13 protein-coding genes are annotated in these 15,879 nt (G+C 31.2%); 11 read left to right on the top strand and 2 right to left on the bottom strand.

Annotated elements, in window-relative coordinates; all coding sequences use genetic code 11:
• Positions 1-76: 76 nt before the first annotated feature.
• Together Q0921_RS24005 and Q0921_RS24000 are read right to left on the bottom strand one after the other, a co-directional pair.
• The gene (locus Q0921_RS24005) at positions 77-265 is read right to left on the bottom strand and encodes a hypothetical protein (RefSeq protein WP_299261565.1); all 189 of its coding nucleotides are present in this window, start codon (positions 263-265) and stop codon (positions 77-79) included.
• Positions 266-1,596: 1,331 nt separating this feature from the next.
• Positions 1,597-1,758 (bottom strand): hypothetical protein, encoded by a 162-nt coding sequence (locus tag Q0921_RS24000; protein ID WP_299261563.1) that lies wholly within the window; start codon positions 1,756-1,758, stop codon positions 1,597-1,599.
• Positions 1,759-2,396: 638 nt separating this feature from the next.
• On the opposite strand from Q0921_RS24000, the gene thrS reads away from it, so the two are divergent.
• The 11 genes from thrS to Q0921_RS23945 all read left to right on the top strand — a co-directional run bounded on the left by thrS (position 2,397) and on the right by Q0921_RS23945 (position 15,723).
• A complete protein-coding gene (gene thrS, locus Q0921_RS23995) occupies positions 2,397-4,343 on the top strand; it encodes a threonine--tRNA ligase (protein WP_299261561.1) in 1,947 nt (648 codons plus the stop codon).
• 78 nt (positions 4,344-4,421) lie between these two features.
• On the top strand, positions 4,422-4,937 hold the full coding sequence (gene infC, locus Q0921_RS23990) for a translation initiation factor IF-3 (RefSeq protein WP_299261569.1): 516 nt from the start codon (positions 4,422-4,424) through the stop codon (positions 4,935-4,937).
• A gap of 67 nt (positions 4,938-5,004) precedes the next feature.
• The gene (gene rpmI / locus Q0921_RS23985) at positions 5,005-5,202 is read left to right on the top strand and encodes a 50S ribosomal protein L35 (protein ID WP_027394180.1); all 198 of its coding nucleotides are present in this window, start codon (positions 5,005-5,007) and stop codon (positions 5,200-5,202) included.
• Positions 5,203-5,342: 140 nt separating this feature from the next.
• A complete protein-coding gene (gene rplT, locus Q0921_RS23980) occupies positions 5,343-5,687 on the top strand; it encodes a 50S ribosomal protein L20 (protein WP_027394179.1) in 345 nt (114 codons plus the stop codon).
• A gap of 361 nt (positions 5,688-6,048) precedes the next feature.
• Positions 6,049-8,832 (top strand): ATP-binding protein, encoded by a 2,784-nt coding sequence (locus Q0921_RS23975; protein ID WP_299261559.1) that lies wholly within the window; start codon positions 6,049-6,051, stop codon positions 8,830-8,832.
• A 39-nt stretch (positions 8,833-8,871) separates the two neighbouring features.
• A complete protein-coding gene (locus tag Q0921_RS23970) occupies positions 8,872-9,681 on the top strand; it encodes an RNA methyltransferase (protein WP_299261557.1) in 810 nt (269 codons plus the stop codon).
• A 59-nt stretch (positions 9,682-9,740) separates the two neighbouring features.
• Positions 9,741-10,982, top strand: coding sequence for a M48 family metallopeptidase (locus tag Q0921_RS23965; protein WP_299261555.1), 1,242 nt, complete (start codon positions 9,741-9,743; stop codon positions 10,980-10,982).
• 128 nt (positions 10,983-11,110) lie between these two features.
• Positions 11,111-13,321 (top strand): RelA/SpoT family protein, encoded by a 2,211-nt coding sequence (locus tag Q0921_RS23960; RefSeq protein ID WP_299261553.1) that lies wholly within the window; start codon positions 11,111-11,113, stop codon positions 13,319-13,321.
• Between the two features lie 83 nt (positions 13,322-13,404).
• On the top strand, positions 13,405-13,872 hold the full coding sequence (locus Q0921_RS23955; RefSeq protein WP_091412900.1) for a Fur family transcriptional regulator: 468 nt from the start codon (positions 13,405-13,407) through the stop codon (positions 13,870-13,872).
• Positions 13,872-15,143, top strand: a complete 1,272-nt coding sequence (locus tag Q0921_RS23950) for an adenylosuccinate synthase (protein ID WP_299261551.1) — start codon at positions 13,872-13,874, stop codon at positions 15,141-15,143. Before Q0921_RS23955 ends, Q0921_RS23950 begins: the two co-directional genes overlap by 1 nt.
• Positions 15,144-15,333: 190 nt before the next feature.
• Positions 15,334-15,723 (top strand): hypothetical protein, encoded by a 390-nt coding sequence (locus Q0921_RS23945; RefSeq protein WP_299261549.1) that lies wholly within the window; start codon positions 15,334-15,336, stop codon positions 15,721-15,723.
• Positions 15,724-15,879 lie beyond the last annotated feature (156 nt).

Here is a 15,879-nt window from a genome sequence, read left to right as displayed (position 1 = left end):
TTGGAGTATTGCTCTTATCTGCATAATGGTTATAAGGAACCAAAACATTGGTTTCCGGAAAGTATGAAGCTATGTTTTACTTTACTCCTCTTATTTCTATATCTAAAATTGTCCCTCTATTTAAAACAGAATCGATAACAAGTTTTCCATTAAGCTTCTCTAACCTACTCCTAATACTCTTTAATCCTATCCCTTCTTTCCCAACGCAGGGCTTAACCCCAATACCATTATTCTCATAAATAATATGAATATCATCGTTTAACACATCTATCTATAAAGTAATCATATTAGCTTTTGCATGTTTAAAAGGTGTTACCAAATAATTCCCGAACAATCCTAAAAACTTCAACTGACAACTTTTCATCTAACACATCAACTATATTTTCAGGAAACACACTAAAAGTCATTTTTATATTATTAGCAGCTACCATATCATTCAGGTACTCCTTTAAAACATCTCCGAATTTATTCCCGTAAAAATTATCAGGAATAAGATTATGAGAAATCTTTCTAACAAGCTACTAAGTTTTACCTATTTATTCCTTTACTAAATTGAGCTCTTGATTTTGTCGATTTATCGATCTTAATTTTAGATTTATAACCACCAATTACCCCCAGTACTGTCTTGTAAATCCTTCGCGATACGTTTCACTCCGTATCCTGAACATCTAATAAAGTTTTTACTAATTTTTATTCTTGTTCTTTAATCAATGACTTTGTGAATTCGTCATCAATTTCTTCTTGCTGTTTACTAAGTTTATTTTTTTTACCAACTTTTTTATACACAATTAAGAAAATAAAACAGAAACAGTTATAATAAAGAGTACACAGAAGAGCAATCTCATATGCTTCCGATCCAATAACAAAAGATTATCCTTAATTTCCTGATTCTTTTTTAATAATTCGATTTTCCTTTCCCAATCAAGAATATCGTACTTAATTCATAATTCTGTAATCTCCTTCTCTTTTTGAATCTTAACCAAAGAATCTTTCAGTTTATATTTATAGATAGTAAGCTCCTCCTCTTCTTTATATTTCTTTTGTGTTTTTAATGAATGGCTAAGATTTTCTAAAATTTGAATCTCGATATCAACAAACTCTTTTTATTTTACTTTTTCCAACAAACTTTCATATATACTAATAGTCTTTTGATACTGCTTTTCATTATGATAAGCTTGTACCATTGTATTCTAAAAAAAGAAGCACAAACTTTAAATCTTTATCTTCAAACATTTCCTAAACTAGTTCTCCGTAAGAAATAGCCTCATCAAATCTCCCCATTTTTAAATAACAATCACTCATACTTTCTATACAATACCTTCTTGCCCTATATTCTTCAGAAACTTCACAAGCCATTTTTTTATAATAAAGAGCATTTTTACCCCTTATTTTTTAGGAATAAATCTGCCCCAAATTATTAAAGAAAAATAAATAGTATTATTATCTTTATTAACCTCTATATTCCTTTCATATAAAAGAATAGCCTTGCTATACTTTTATATGAAAGGAATAATCCGTTAAACCTCTAATATGATGAACAGACATCTACTCACAAACAACTTGTTTTTTGAACAAATCCAAACCTTTTAAAAGATATTAACCCCTAATCTTAACTAAGCCTTTAAAACTGCACCCTACAGCCAGCATATTATATGCTTTACTTAACCACTCATACGACAATGAATCAGTCTTACCAATAGACAATGGAGCAAAATCATCAAAATTTAATTCATTAACACCTTTAACCTTGTCCTCCAAGTTTTTAAAATACAATTAACCCCCTGAATTTAAGAGAATAAACTACAAAAAAACAATACAAAAAAACGCTATCTTCATAAAATTATTACACAACTTATTATCTCTTTCTTTATTCTTAATTACACACATTGTAGAATCAAATACAATAGCAACTTATCATTCTCACAAATGAAATAAAATTACTGACATCCAACTGATTACACTTACACTTAATCTAAGACCTTACCGTCTAAATTCACATGTTACATTTCTTCATATTATAACCTAAAAAGTATTAATCTACATACTTTTATAACCTACAAATACATTTTTTATAAATTATAAAGCACTGATTTGAAATGATATTATATAGAAATCTAGATTCTATTTTCAAAAAGGAATACGATCTTGAATCTTTAACCAAATACTACTCGATTAAAACAATAATAGTCATCTTACTTTAATTCTATTTTTTCCAAAATTAAACCTCAAAAATTAAACCTCAAAAAACAAATCCTAAAAAAACTATACACATCCAAACTATTAAGCTACAAGAAATAAAACCTTATTGAACATCTACTTTATTTATTTTAAATATTCAGTAATTATTGTGAGGATTTTATTATCGTATTATCTTTGCCTCTTTAATTAGAAAAATAATGATCAAAATTACGTTACCTGACGGTTCGATTAGAGAATACAGTAATAGTACTACTGCTTTAGATGTTGCAAAAGATATAAGTGAAGGCTTTGCGCGAAATGTTATTTCTGCAAAGTTCAACGATACCACAATAGAGACATCAACAGAATTGACAACAGATGGAAACTTAGTTTTGTTTACTTGGAGGGATGATGATGGAAAAAAAGCTTTTAGACATTCTACCTCTCACGTTCTAGCGCAAGCGTTAGAAGATTTATATCCTGGCGTAAAACTATCTATTGGTCCTGCTATCGACAACGGATTCTATTACGATGTCGACCTTGGAGATCAAAGTATATCTGAAAAAGACTTCAAGACTATTGAAGACAAAATGTTGGAAATTGCTAGAGGGAAACACGAATTCAAAATGAAATCGGTTTCTAAGGCTGATGCTTTAGCTAAATATAAAGAAGAAGGTAACGAATATAAGATTGAATTAATAGAAAATCTTGAAGACGGAACCATTACATTCTGTGATCACGACACATTTACAGACCTATGTCGAGGAGGACATATCCCTAACACAGGAATTATTAAGGCTGTTAAAATCATGAGTGTTGCTGGTGCGTATTGGCGTGGAGATGAAAATAACAAACAGCTTACTAGGGTTTACGGTACTTCTTTCCCGAAACAAAAAGAACTTAAAGAATATCTTGAGTTATTAGAGGAAGCTAAAAAACGAGATCATAGAAAGTTAGGAAAAGAACTTGGATTCTTTACTTTTTCTCAAAAAGTAGGTCAAGGCTTACCTTTATGGCTTCCTAAGGGAGCTGCTTTACGTGAGCGCTTAGAGAATTTCTTAAAAAAAGCTCAGAAAAAAGCAGGTTATGAAATGGTTGTTACTCCACATATTGGACAAAAAGAACTTTATGTTACATCTGGTCACTATGCAAAATATGGAGAGGATAGTTTTCAGCCAATAAATACTCCAGCGGAAGGAGAAGAATTTCTATTAAAACCAATGAACTGTCCTCATCATTGTGAGATATATAATAGCGCCCCGTGGTCTTATAGAGATTTACCTATACGTTATGCAGAGTTTGGTACTGTTTACAGATACGAACAAAGTGGAGAACTTCATGGCCTTACAAGAGTAAGAGGTTTCACCCAAGATGATGCTCATATTTTCTGTACTCCTAATCAATTAGATGAAGAATTTAAAAAAGTAATAGATCTTGTACTATACGTTTTTGGATCTTTAGGTTTTGAAAATTTCACAGCACAAGTATCCTTAAGAGATCCCAATAATCCTGAAAAGTACATTGGAGATGTTGAAAATTGGGAAAAAGCAGAAAATGCAATTATAAATGCTGCAAAAGACAAAGATCTTAATTATGTAGTCGAAACTGGCGAAGCTGCTTTTTACGGACCAAAACTAGACTTTATGGTTAAAGATGCTTTAGGCAGAAGTTGGCAATTAGGGACCATACAAGTAGATTATAACTTACCGGAGCGTTTTAATCTTGAATATAAAGGTAGTGACAATGAAATGCACAGACCAGTGATGATTCACAGAGCTCCCTTTGGTAGCATGGAAAGATTTATTGCCATTTTATTAGAGCATACTGCCGGCAACTTCCCTCTTTGGTTAATGCCTGAACAAGTTATTGTACTATCAATCAGTGAGAAATATGAAAAATACGCTGAAAAAGTTTTAAATTTGTTAGAAAATAACGAAATTCGCGCCCTTGCCGATCATAGAAATGAAACAATGGGTAAGAAAATTAGAGAGGCAGAAATGAAAAAAATTCCTTACATTGTAATTGTAGGGGAACAAGAAGAAAATGACAATACAATTTCCGTAAGAAAACACGGAGGAGAAGATATTGGAGCAATCACTATTGATAAGTTCACTGAAATAATTACACAAGAAATAAATAGAACGTTAAAACCGTTTAACGGATAGATAAAATAATTAAGTTTAATTTAAAAATTTTTAGTCATAGCAATAAGAAGAAGAAGGTCTCAAAAACCACTAAGAGTAATCAAAGAAGATGCTCACAAAATCAACCATAAGATTAGGGTTGAGGAAGTACGTCTTGTAGGCGATAACATAGAAGTTGGTGTATACCCAACTAAGAAAGCATTAGCACTTGCTGAAGAGCAAGAATTAGATCTTGTGGAAATTTCTCCTAAAGCGGTACCTCCTGTTTGTAAAATAATGGACTATAAAAAGTTCTTATACGAACAAAAGAAAAGAGACAAATCGCTTAAGAATAAGGCTACTAAAGTTACGATCAAAGAGATTAGATTTGGCCCAAACACTGATGAACACGATTACGAGTTTAAGAAAAAACACGCAGTCAAATTTTTAAGTGAAGGAGCTAAACTAAAAGCTTACGTTTTCTTTAAAGGACGTTCTATCATATACAAAGATCAGGGGCAAATATTACTATTAAGGCTTGCTCAAGAATTAGAAGAATATGGTAAAGTAGAACAAATGCCAAAATTAGAAGGTAAGCGAATGATAATGTTTATTGCTCCTAAGAAAACAAAGTAATAAAAACCTCTTAATATTAAGAAGTTTTAAAGATAATAAGTGAGATTATTATAAAAACAAGGATACAATGCCTAAAATGAAAACTAAATCCAGTGCTAAAAAGCGTTTCAAGCTTACGGGTACTGGTAAAATCAAAAGAAAGCACGCTTTTAAGAGTCATATTTTGACAAAAAAATCTAAAAAGCGTAAGCTGGCTTTAACGCACTCTACGTTAGTGCACAAAAGCGATGAAAATAGTATTAAAGAACAATTACGTTTGAAGTAATCGCTTTTTAATCAGGTTAGAATTATTATAAACCCAGGAGTTGGGCCTTTAAAATTTGAGATTTACCAATGTAGATCTATAAAATTTAAAAAGATAAAGAGTCGATTTATCGACCGCCTACTACTAAAAAATTTAAAATTATGCCAAGATCAGTAAATTCCGTTGCGAAAAGAGCTAGAAGAAAAAGAGTTCTTAAGCAAGCAAAAGGTTACTTCGGACGTCGTAAAAACGTTTGGACGGTAGCAAAAAATGCAGTCGATAAAGCAATGTCATATGCCTATAGAGACCGTAGAAACAAAAAAAGAACTTTCCGTGCTTTATGGATCACTCGTATTAATGCAGGTGCTCGTATACACGGTATGTCTTATTCTCAATTTATGGGAAAAGTAAAAGCTAATAACATCGAATTAAACCGAAAGGTTCTTGCAGATTTAGCTATGAACAATCCAGAAGCTTTTAAAGCTATTGTAGAAAAAGTAAAGTAATTTTTAAATAATATATTTTCTCACTTATAAGAAAAACCTCGCTTTATAAAGCGAGGTTTTTTTATTATAATCAAACTTCAGAAAACACTCTTCATCGATGAAACATACTTTTTATCGGTAAAAAACAGTGCTAATTGCCATTTTTTCACTATTTTTGACCAAACTGAGCTAAAAATAAATAGAAAACTCAATATTCTATTCTTATCTTTTTATAAATTATATTCTGTTAGGTATATTTTTAACTCTGTTTTAAAAAATGTTTTTTTTGGGGAAAAACAGGAGGTTAATCTATGACTCATAACTCTAATTTTTGATATTAGATATTTAGAAAATAGAAATGACCAATAACAAATAAAGCCCCATGATCCCAAATTGGTTTAAAACTCTACCCAAAAAGAGAAAATCTAAAACCCCCTTGAATAAAGAGGAGAAAGATATTCTATTTTTAATAAATTTTCTTTGGAAAGAGATTGACCAACCTACTAATGCTCTAGATATAAAAGCTAAAACAGAAATTTTTAATAAACTTTCTTTAAACAACAAAATCCAATCACTTCCAGAATTGTATTTACTTTTAGAAGATCATCTAATTGAAAAAAACACAATCCGTAATTATACCAAACAAAAACTCCGAGACAAAATACATACTGATCATAGTTTTTTATTTCGTTACCCAAATTTTAGACCAATTTTACAGGAACTTAAAAGACAAGAGCTATCTATCTGTAAAATATTTCTCATCCTTGTATTAGAAAAATCCATAGAGTTAATTGGTGTTTTTAATGATTCTGGTTTAGAAAAAATAAAAATTGATCTAGATACTTTTGACAACTCTAATACTATAGAAATTGCCGAAGGAAGAAAAGAATTGTTGAAATTTTCTTCTACAATATTTTTTAAAATAAAAGAAAATCTTGGCGAGAACACTATTGCTAATATATATCTCAATGTCTACAAACAACATTTCCAATCCTATCACCTACTCGACTCTTTTACCGCTACCTTAAATGTAATTCCAGAAGATATCTTTGTTAAAGATCTAATCAACTTTCCGAGTAAGCAGCAAATGCTAAAAATGCTACAAAAACAATTACACAGCATAGAAGATGTTAATGAAAGGCTCACGAAAGAGATCATAGAACGAAAAAAAATAGAAGATGATCTAAAAGATAGCGAACATCTAAAATCCAGGATCTTGGATACCGCTTTGGATGGAATTATTTTAGCAAATAAAGATGGTATAGTACTCGATTGGAATAAACAAGCTGAAGTCATTCTAAGAGTAAATAAGGAAGAAACAATTGGACAAAGTATTTACCCCCTTGTTCCATATAAGCTAAGAGAAGAACTACGTAGTAGTTTTAAAAGTTATATTGAAACTGGAGAAGGGCAATTGATTAATAAAAGAGTAGAAACTTCTGTACCTCTAAGAGATGGCAGTATAGTTTATGTAGAACTTACCATAATTGCTATTAAAACAAAGGATGATTATTTATTTAATGCTTTTTTTAGAGATATAACAAACAGGAAGATCATTGATAATGACATAAGGGAAGCAAAAGTGTTTGCAGAAAAATCAGCAAAAGCTAAATCGATCTTCTTATCTAATATGAGTCATGAAATAAGAACTCCGTTGAACGTGATATTAGGTCTCACAGGTATTCTTCAAAAAAGTGAGTTTTCTAGTCCTGAAGTAGATAAGGCGAACCTCGATGGCATTCAGTTCTCCGCAGAAAATCTTTTAGTGCTAGTAAATGATATTTTAGATTTCTCCAAAATCGAAGCTGGTAAACTTACTTGGCAAGAAACAGATTTCAATATACACGAACTTATTAATAATATTTCTAGAGGTTTTAGAATAAAAGCAGATGAAAAAGGGCTTAATTACAAAACAATTATAGACCCATCTTTACCTAAATTCATCATTGGCGATCAGTTTAGATTGAATCAGATTTTAACAAATCTTCTAGGTAATGCTATCAAATTTACTCAAAAAGGAGAAGTCACCATAAACATAAAAGTAGAAGAAAAAGAATCTAATAGTATCGTGATAAACTTCTCTGTGAAGGATACAGGTATAGGAATAGCTGAAGATAAATTACATAATATTTTTAATAGCTTTTACCAAGTTCATGAACCAGGTAAACATAAAATAGAAGGAACTGGTTTAGGACTTTCAATATCTAAACAACTTATTGAATTACAAGGAGGTAATCTAATAGCAGAAAGCACTCCTTATCAAGGTTCTGATTTCAAGTTTTCGATTGAATATAAAAAAAGCAGGCTAACATCTTCAAAAGATTTTTCGGATTCAACATCAAAAGAAAAAAATACTCCTTCTTTATTCGGAATGTGTGTTCTGATCGTAGAAGACAACCGAATGAATCAATTCTTTATCAAACAATTATTCTCTAATTGGAACATCCAAGCAGATATCGCTGAAAATGGAAAAATTGCATTAGAGAAACTTAACAACAGTAGGTATGATCTAATTTTAATGGATATGCATATGCCAGTTATGGATGGGCCTGAAACGACTTTTCATATTAGAAGCTCTAGTAACTCAAAAATAAAAAACATTCCTATTATTGCATGTTCTGCAGATGTTTTTCCTGAATCTAAAAAAACCGCGATAGAATCCGGAATGGATTTTTATCTTACAAAACCTATCTGTGAAAAAGCACTAGAAGAACTATTACATAATCTGAAACCGAACTTAACAAAAAATATACTAACTTCTAACAATACTGCCGATATACTAAGAAATAACACAAGTAACAATTATCAAAAATTATGTGATTTTTCTACACTATACCAAACTTTTCCCGGAGATAATGAAATCATTAAATCTGTACTTCAGATATTCATAGAAGAAACACCAAAAGATTACAAAAAGTTACAATCAGCAGTGAAAGATAAAAATCTATCATTGATTTCAGAACTTGCTCACAAACTGAAATCCAGTTTCAAAACACTGGGCTTATCAAAACAAGCAATTATTCTTCAACAAATGGAACACTATGAAAAAACAGAACGTAGTTCTGATTACATTATACAATTGATGGATATACTAGACACCTCATACCCTATAATTATTTTAGAAATAAAAAACCAGCTCAATAATTTGACTTCTTTACAGCTATAAAGTGAATAATTTTCTTCTTCTCTTGCTATATTTGCCTTTATGCATAAACAAATTACGAGTAACCAGAATCCCAAAATAAAATTCTTAAACCAGCTTAAAGATAAATCAAGAGTCCGAAAAAAAGAAAATCGGTTTTTTATTGAAGGTAGAAGAGAAATATCCCTTGCTATTTCAGGAGGATATCAACTAGAACATATATATTATTGCGATTCTATTATTTCTAAAGAAGAAGTTTTTTTAATAACAAAAGCAGATGATTATGAAATCGATTTTTTTGAAATCACCTCCGAAATTTATCAAAAACTTTCTCATAGATCGACAACTGAAGGTATTTTAGCTATAGCGAAATCAAAAGAAACATTACTTAGTAATTTAGATTTACAGACAGACAACCCATTAATTTTAGTTGCAGAATCCCCAGAAAAACCAGGAAATATTGGCGCATTGCTTCGTACCGCTGATGCTGCAAAGGTTGATGCTGTTTTAATCGCGAACCCAAGAACCGATATCTATAACCCTAATATCATTAGATCTAGTGTTGGATGTGTGTTTACAAATAAAGTTGCTACAGGCAGTACTTTAGAAATTATAAATTTCTTAACTAATAATAAAATAAATATTTACGGAGCTGCATTACAATCTTCTGAAAATTATTATACCCAAGATTATACTAAACCTACTGCAATTGTCGTTGGTACAGAAGATAAGGGCTTAACAGATGAGTGGTTAGAAAACACTACACAAAATATTAAAATACCCATGAGTGGTGTTATAGATTCGATGAATGTTTCAGTAGCTGCAGGAATACTAATTTTTGAAGCGAAACGACAACGTAATTTTGTTGTCTGATATCTAAAAAATCATTAACTTTCTAAACCTACAAATCCCAAAGCTACAAACCTATACAAATGACATCTAACCTACTGTTTTACCTATTGATTACTATTATTGTAATAGTATTTCTTATAGATTCTTTACTTGACATTCTTAATGCTAGACATTATAACAATAGGATTCCTGAAGAACTTTCTGATGTTTATCCTGGAGATGAATATCAAAAATCTATAGCTTATAAAAAAGCTAATTATAAATTCAAGATGGTTTCTTCATCGGTCTCTTTAATCATTATGTTATTATTCTTTTTTCTTGATGGTTTTGCATGGATAGATGGAATAGCTAGAAATTTTTCAGATAATTCGATTATAGTAGGTCTTATTTTCTTCGGCATTATAATGATTAGTAGTGATATCCTATCCACACCTGCAGCTTATTATAAAACCTTTGTTATAGAGGAAGAGTTTGGATTTAATAAAACTACTACTAAGACTTTTTTTATTGATAAAATAAAAGGTATCATCATGATGATTATTGTTGGTGGTAGCTTACTAGCATTGATTATGTGGTTTTATGAAATTACAGGAGAAAATTTCTGGATATATGCCTGGGCTCTAATTTCTATTTTCACATTAGCAATGAACATGTTTTATGCAAAACTTATTGTTCCATTATTTAATAAACAAACCCCATTAGAACCTGGAGAACTGAGAGATACAATTCAAGAATACTCTAATAATGTCGGGTTTCAGTTAAAAGATATTTTTGTAATCGATGGTTCTAAAAGAAGTACAAAAGCAAATGCCTACTTCTCTGGCTTGGGAAGTGAAAAAAGAATCACATTATACGACACTTTAATTAAAGATCTTAACAAAGAAGAGATTGTAGCTGTTTTGGCGCACGAAGTAGGACACTACAAAAAAAGACATGTTATAATAAATCTTCTTTTATCCATTTTACTTACAGGGGTTACGTTATGGTTTTTGTCTCTTTTCATATCGAATCCTCTACTTTCTGAAGCATTAGGTGTAGCTGTACCATCTTTTCATATTGGATTGGTTGCTTTTGGAATTCTATATAGTCCAATATCAGAAATTACAGGGCTCATAATGAATGTTGTTTCTAGAGCCTTTGAATTCCAAGCAGATGACTACGCTAAGAGCTCTTATGATGGTGAAGCACTGATTAATAGTTTAAAAAAATTATCCAAAAATAACCTTAGTAATTTGACTCCTCACCCAGCTATGGTATTCATACATTACTCACATCCACCACTTTTACAAAGAATAAAAAATATACGAAAACAAATGAATTAGGATAGACTTGGTGGTTACAATTCTTAATTGTATTTTTAGCTCTTACTCAAGATAAAAACTAAGTTTTTATTCATTGATAATACACACAATCACATTAAAGAAAAGGCTTTCTAAGAAAACTTTATAGTATGACTGAAGCCGCTATAGAACAGGAAAACAAGCAAATTGCAAAGCAATATAAAGAGTTGCTTCGTATTAGTTATCGTGATCTCAGTAAAGACGATAAAAAACTAATACGACAGGCCTTTGATATTGCTGTAGACGCACATAAAGATCAGCGACGTAAAAGTGGTGAAGCTTACATCTTCCACCCTATCGCTGTTGCCAAGATAGTAGCTAGTGAAATTGGTTTAGACGCAACCTCCATTGCCGCAGCGCTGTTACACGATGTGGTTGAAGATACTGAATATACTTTAGTAGATATTGAACAAATGTTTGGAGAAACCGTTGCACGTATTGTAGACGGATTAACAAAAATATCTTCTTTAAAAAAGGATAGAGATATTTCGCTACAAGCGGAAAATTTCAGAAAAATGCTACTTACACTTAACGACGATGTAAGAGTTATCATTATTAAAATTGCCGATCGTTTGCATAACATGCAAACAATGGATTCCATGCGTCCTGATAAACAGGTTAAAATTGCTTCAGAAACCTTATATATCTATGCCCCTTTAGCACATAGAATAGGACTTTATAATATTAAAACTGAATTAGAAGATTTAGGATTAAAATATACAGAACCTGAAGTTTACAAAGATATTTTAGAAAAAATAAAAGAAAGCAAAGAAGAACAAGATGCTTATATAAAAAGATTTTCAGATAAAATAAAAGAAGGACTTGATAAAGAAGGGCTTGATTATGAAATAAAAGGTCGACCTAAATCTATTTTTTCAATCAGACGTAAAATTCTGAAACAAAACATTTCATTCGATGAGGTGTATGATAAATTTGCAATAAGAATTATATACAAAGCTGACGATATTGAAAATGAAAAGTTTATTGCTTGGAAAATTTACACTATTGTTACAGATTACTATCGTCCTAACCCAATTAGATTAAGAGATTGGATTTCTCAACCTAAGTCTACTGGGTATGAAGCATTGCACATCACTGTAATAGGACCTGACAGTCAATGGGTAGAAGTTCAGATTCGTAGTGAACGTATGCATGAGATTGCAGAAAAAGGATACGCCGCGCATTATAAATATAAAAACACAGAAGAAAAGCAGGATCAAGGTCTTGATGGATGGTTAAATAGATTACAAGAAGCTTTAGAAAATTCTGAAGCTAATGCCGTAGATTTTGTAGAGGAGTTTAAGCTAAATTTGTATGCTAAAGAAATTTTTGTTTTTACGCCTGAAGGCGATCTAAAATCTCTACCCAAAGGTGCTACAGCTTTGGATTTTGGGTTTAGTGTGCATACAGAAGTAGGTCTAAGAACCAGAGGTGCTCGAGTTAACAATAAACTAGTTCCATTAAGTCACGAGCTTCATAATGGAGATCAAGTAGAAATCATTACTTCCACGAAATCAAAACCTTCCTCTAACTGGCTGGACTATGCCACTACTGCAAGAGCAAGGTCTAAAATAAAATCTGCGCTACGTGACGAAAAGAAACAAATTGCCGAAGAAGGAAAAGTAATACTAAAACGTAAACTACGCTCTCAAAAAATAACAATGAGCGAAAAAGTAGTAAACGAACTTGTACTCTACTTCAAGCTTAAAACTAGTCAGGATCTCTTTTACAGAGTAGGTATAGGAACTATTGACAATCAAAAAATTAAAGAGTTCGCTACTACTCGTAGTAATGTATTTATGAATTTTATCAAAAATAAAATTCGAAGAGGAAATCCAAAAGACGTTGTTAACAAGGATGAAATCACCTCCAAATATGACCTTTTGGTTTTTGGTAAAGATTCTGAAAAACTAGAGTATAAACTATCTAATTGTTGTAATCCTATTGCGGGAGATGATGTTTTTGGATTTATAACCGTTAACGAAGGAATTAAAATTCATAAAAAAGATTGTCCTAATGCCCTACAATTACAGAGTAATTATGCTTATCGCATCATACAGGCAAAATGGATCGATTCTAGCCAAGAAGTATTTAAAGCTGTTATTAGACTTAACGGAATAGATAATATAGGTGTCGTTAATGAAGTGACCCAGGTTATATCGAACAACATGCATTTAGCAATCTACAACATGAATTTTGATACAAATGATGGGGTTTTCACTGGTAAAATCACAGTTGGTGTTAAAAATAAAAACACATTAAAAACAGTAATTCAAAATCTCACTAAAATAAATGGGATTGATAAAGTTATACGAGAATAAGTCATTCTATTTTTTCTGAATAAGTATTTATAAATTGGTCTCTCACTTATAAAAAATAATGTAAATTTGCTTTTTTAAGCATTATGAGTACCAAAACAACTACGCAAAACGATCAAAACATCGTTAAAAATGTGTTTACTAGTTTTCTAGAGGAAAATGGTCATAGAAAAACACCTGAACGTTACGCTATACTTCAGGAAATATATGAAAGTGAAGAACATTTTGATATTGAGTCGCTATATATTAAAATGAAAAATAAAAACTATCGTGTTAGTAGAGCTACACTATACAATACGATAGAACTCTTACTAGATTGTAAGTTAGTACGTAAACATCAGTTTGGTCAAAGCCAGGCACAATATGAAAAATCATATTTCGACAGACAACACGATCACCTTATTCTAACGGACAGCGGTGAAGTTCTGGAGTTTTGTGATCCAAGAATACAATCCATAAAAAAAACAATCGAGGAAATTTTTGATGTAGATATTACAAATCATTCATTGTATTTCTACGGAACTAAAAAGAAACCAACTAATCAAGAAAACTAATGGCGGTAAACTTATTACTTGGTCTTCAATGGGGAGACGAAGGTAAAGGAAAAATTGTAGACGTTCTTACAAAAAATTATGATATTATAGCTAGATTTCAAGGCGGTCCTAATGCAGGACACACATTGGAATTTGATGGTATTAAACATGTATTACATACGATTCCGAGTGGAATTTTTCACGATAAGGCAATTAACTTAGTAGGAAACGGTGTTGTTATTGACCCTGTAATATTCAAAAAAGAATTAGATAATCTAGCTAAGTTTAATTTAGATTATAAATCGAAGTTAGTAATATCTAGAAAAGCACACTTAATACTGCCTACTCACAGAATTCTTGATGCTGTATCAGAAGCTTCTAAAGGAAAGGCTAAAATTGGTTCAACACTAAAGGGTATTGGTCCAACTTATATGGATAAAACTGGTAGAAATGGTATTCGTGTTGGAGATCTTGAGTTAACCGACTGGAAAGAACGTTACCGTAACCTAGCAAATAAACACGAAGCTATGATCGATTTCTATGATGCAAAAATAGAATATGATCTTGAAGAATTAGAAAATGAATTCTTTGAAGCTGTTAAGACTTTAAAATCTTTAACTTTTATTGATAGTGAAGAATATCTTTATCAAGCACAAAGAGAAGGAAAAAAAATATTGGCAGAAGGTGCACAAGGGTCTTTACTAGATATTGATTTTGGAACGTATCCTTTTGTAACATCTTCTAACACAACTGCTGCCGGAGCTTGTACTGGATTAGGAGTCGCTCCTAATAAGATCAAAGAAGTATTTGGTATTTTTAAAGCCTACACTACTCGAGTAGGTAGTGGACCATTTCCAACAGAGTTATTTGATGAAGATGGGGAAACTATGGGACGTGTGGGTAATGAATTCGGTGCTACTACCGGAAGATCTCGTAGATGTGGATGGTTAGACCTAGTAGCATTAAAATACGCTGTACACGTAAATGGTGTAACACAATTAATGATGATGAAGGGTGATGTACTAAGTGGTTTTAAAACCCTAAAAGTATGTACTGCTTATAATTATCAAGGAGAAACAATCACTCATCTACCTTACAATATCGAACCAGAGAATGTAACGCCTGTATATACAGAGATGAAAGGTTGGTCAGAAGATCTTACCAAAATGAATGATAAATCTCAATTTCCTAAGGAACTAAATGACTACATTGAGTTTTTGGAAAAAGAATTAGAAACTCCAATAACTGTTGTTTCTGTTGGACCGGATAGAACCCAGACAATACATAGGTAATTTATAAATATTATTAAAAATAATTCCTCAAGCATATAATGTATGCTTGAGGAATTATTATTTCTGTTAATTCACAGAATCATATGATATACTCGCAGCTTTATGTAAATAGTAGGCTTTTTTTAAGAAACTCTCCTCTAATTACTAATACCAAGAATTGTATCTTTGCGACAAATTTGAAGATCGTATAGTGAGACTCTTTTTTTCCATATTAATATTTACAGCTTTTGCTATTAAACCAGTAATAGAGATTAGTAATGTACTTTATTACCAATTAAATATTGATACTATTATAGAAAAATATTGCGTCAATAAAGAAAGACCAAAACTAAATTGTAATGGAAAGTGTTATCTGATGACTCAAATGAAAATGAGTAAGACAACTTCCGATACTCCAACCAATGCTTTAACAATAATTGTAGAAGCTTTTCTCCCACTCTTCTTTGAGGATAACACCCTACAAATTAAAAATATTTTAAATTTCCAAACAGAACATATAACTAACTGGAAGCCAGTATACTCATACCAAAAAAATATTTCTAAAAACATTGACCACCCTCCAGAAATTTATTTCTCATAATCACTATAAAAGTGATGTCATATTATAGAAGTCAACTGAAAATTATTATTAGTTGATTAACTATGCACGCTATTTTTTAAAATTTAAAGCTATTAAAACCAAGTTGGTTATACCTCTTTATGAGCGTATTCTTGAAAAAGGCAGCTTATTCTACTA

Source organism: uncultured Aquimarina sp. (genome assembly GCF_947496855.1).
Taxonomy (GTDB): domain Bacteria; phylum Bacteroidota; class Bacteroidia; order Flavobacteriales; family Flavobacteriaceae; genus Aquimarina.
Note: the sequence above shows the minus strand (reverse complement) of the source record. Positions and strands in the feature narration are given on the sequence as shown.

Excerpts from the sequence above, each read along its gene's own strand:
- rplT (WP_027394179.1), top strand. The coding sequence starts at position 5,343 with ATGCCAAGATCAGTAAATTCCGTTGCGAAAAGAGCTAGAAGAAAAAGA.
- Q0921_RS23965 (WP_299261555.1), top strand. The coding sequence starts at position 9,741 with ATGACATCTAACCTACTGTTTTACCTATTGATTACTATTATTGTAATA.
- Q0921_RS23960 (WP_299261553.1), top strand. The coding sequence starts at position 11,111 with ATGACTGAAGCCGCTATAGAACAGGAAAACAAGCAAATTGCAAAGCAA.
- Q0921_RS23975 (WP_299261559.1), top strand. The coding sequence starts at position 6,049 with ATGATCCCAAATTGGTTTAAAACTCTACCCAAAAAGAGAAAATCTAAA.
- rpmI (WP_027394180.1), top strand. The coding sequence starts at position 5,005 with ATGCCTAAAATGAAAACTAAATCCAGTGCTAAAAAGCGTTTCAAGCTT.
- thrS (WP_299261561.1), top strand. The coding sequence starts at position 2,397 with ATGATCAAAATTACGTTACCTGACGGTTCGATTAGAGAATACAGTAAT.
- Q0921_RS23950 (WP_299261551.1), top strand. The coding sequence starts at position 13,872 with ATGGCGGTAAACTTATTACTTGGTCTTCAATGGGGAGACGAAGGTAAA.
- Q0921_RS23955 (WP_091412900.1), top strand. The coding sequence starts at position 13,405 with ATGAGTACCAAAACAACTACGCAAAACGATCAAAACATCGTTAAAAAT.
- Q0921_RS23970 (WP_299261557.1), top strand. The coding sequence starts at position 8,872 with ATGCATAAACAAATTACGAGTAACCAGAATCCCAAAATAAAATTCTTA.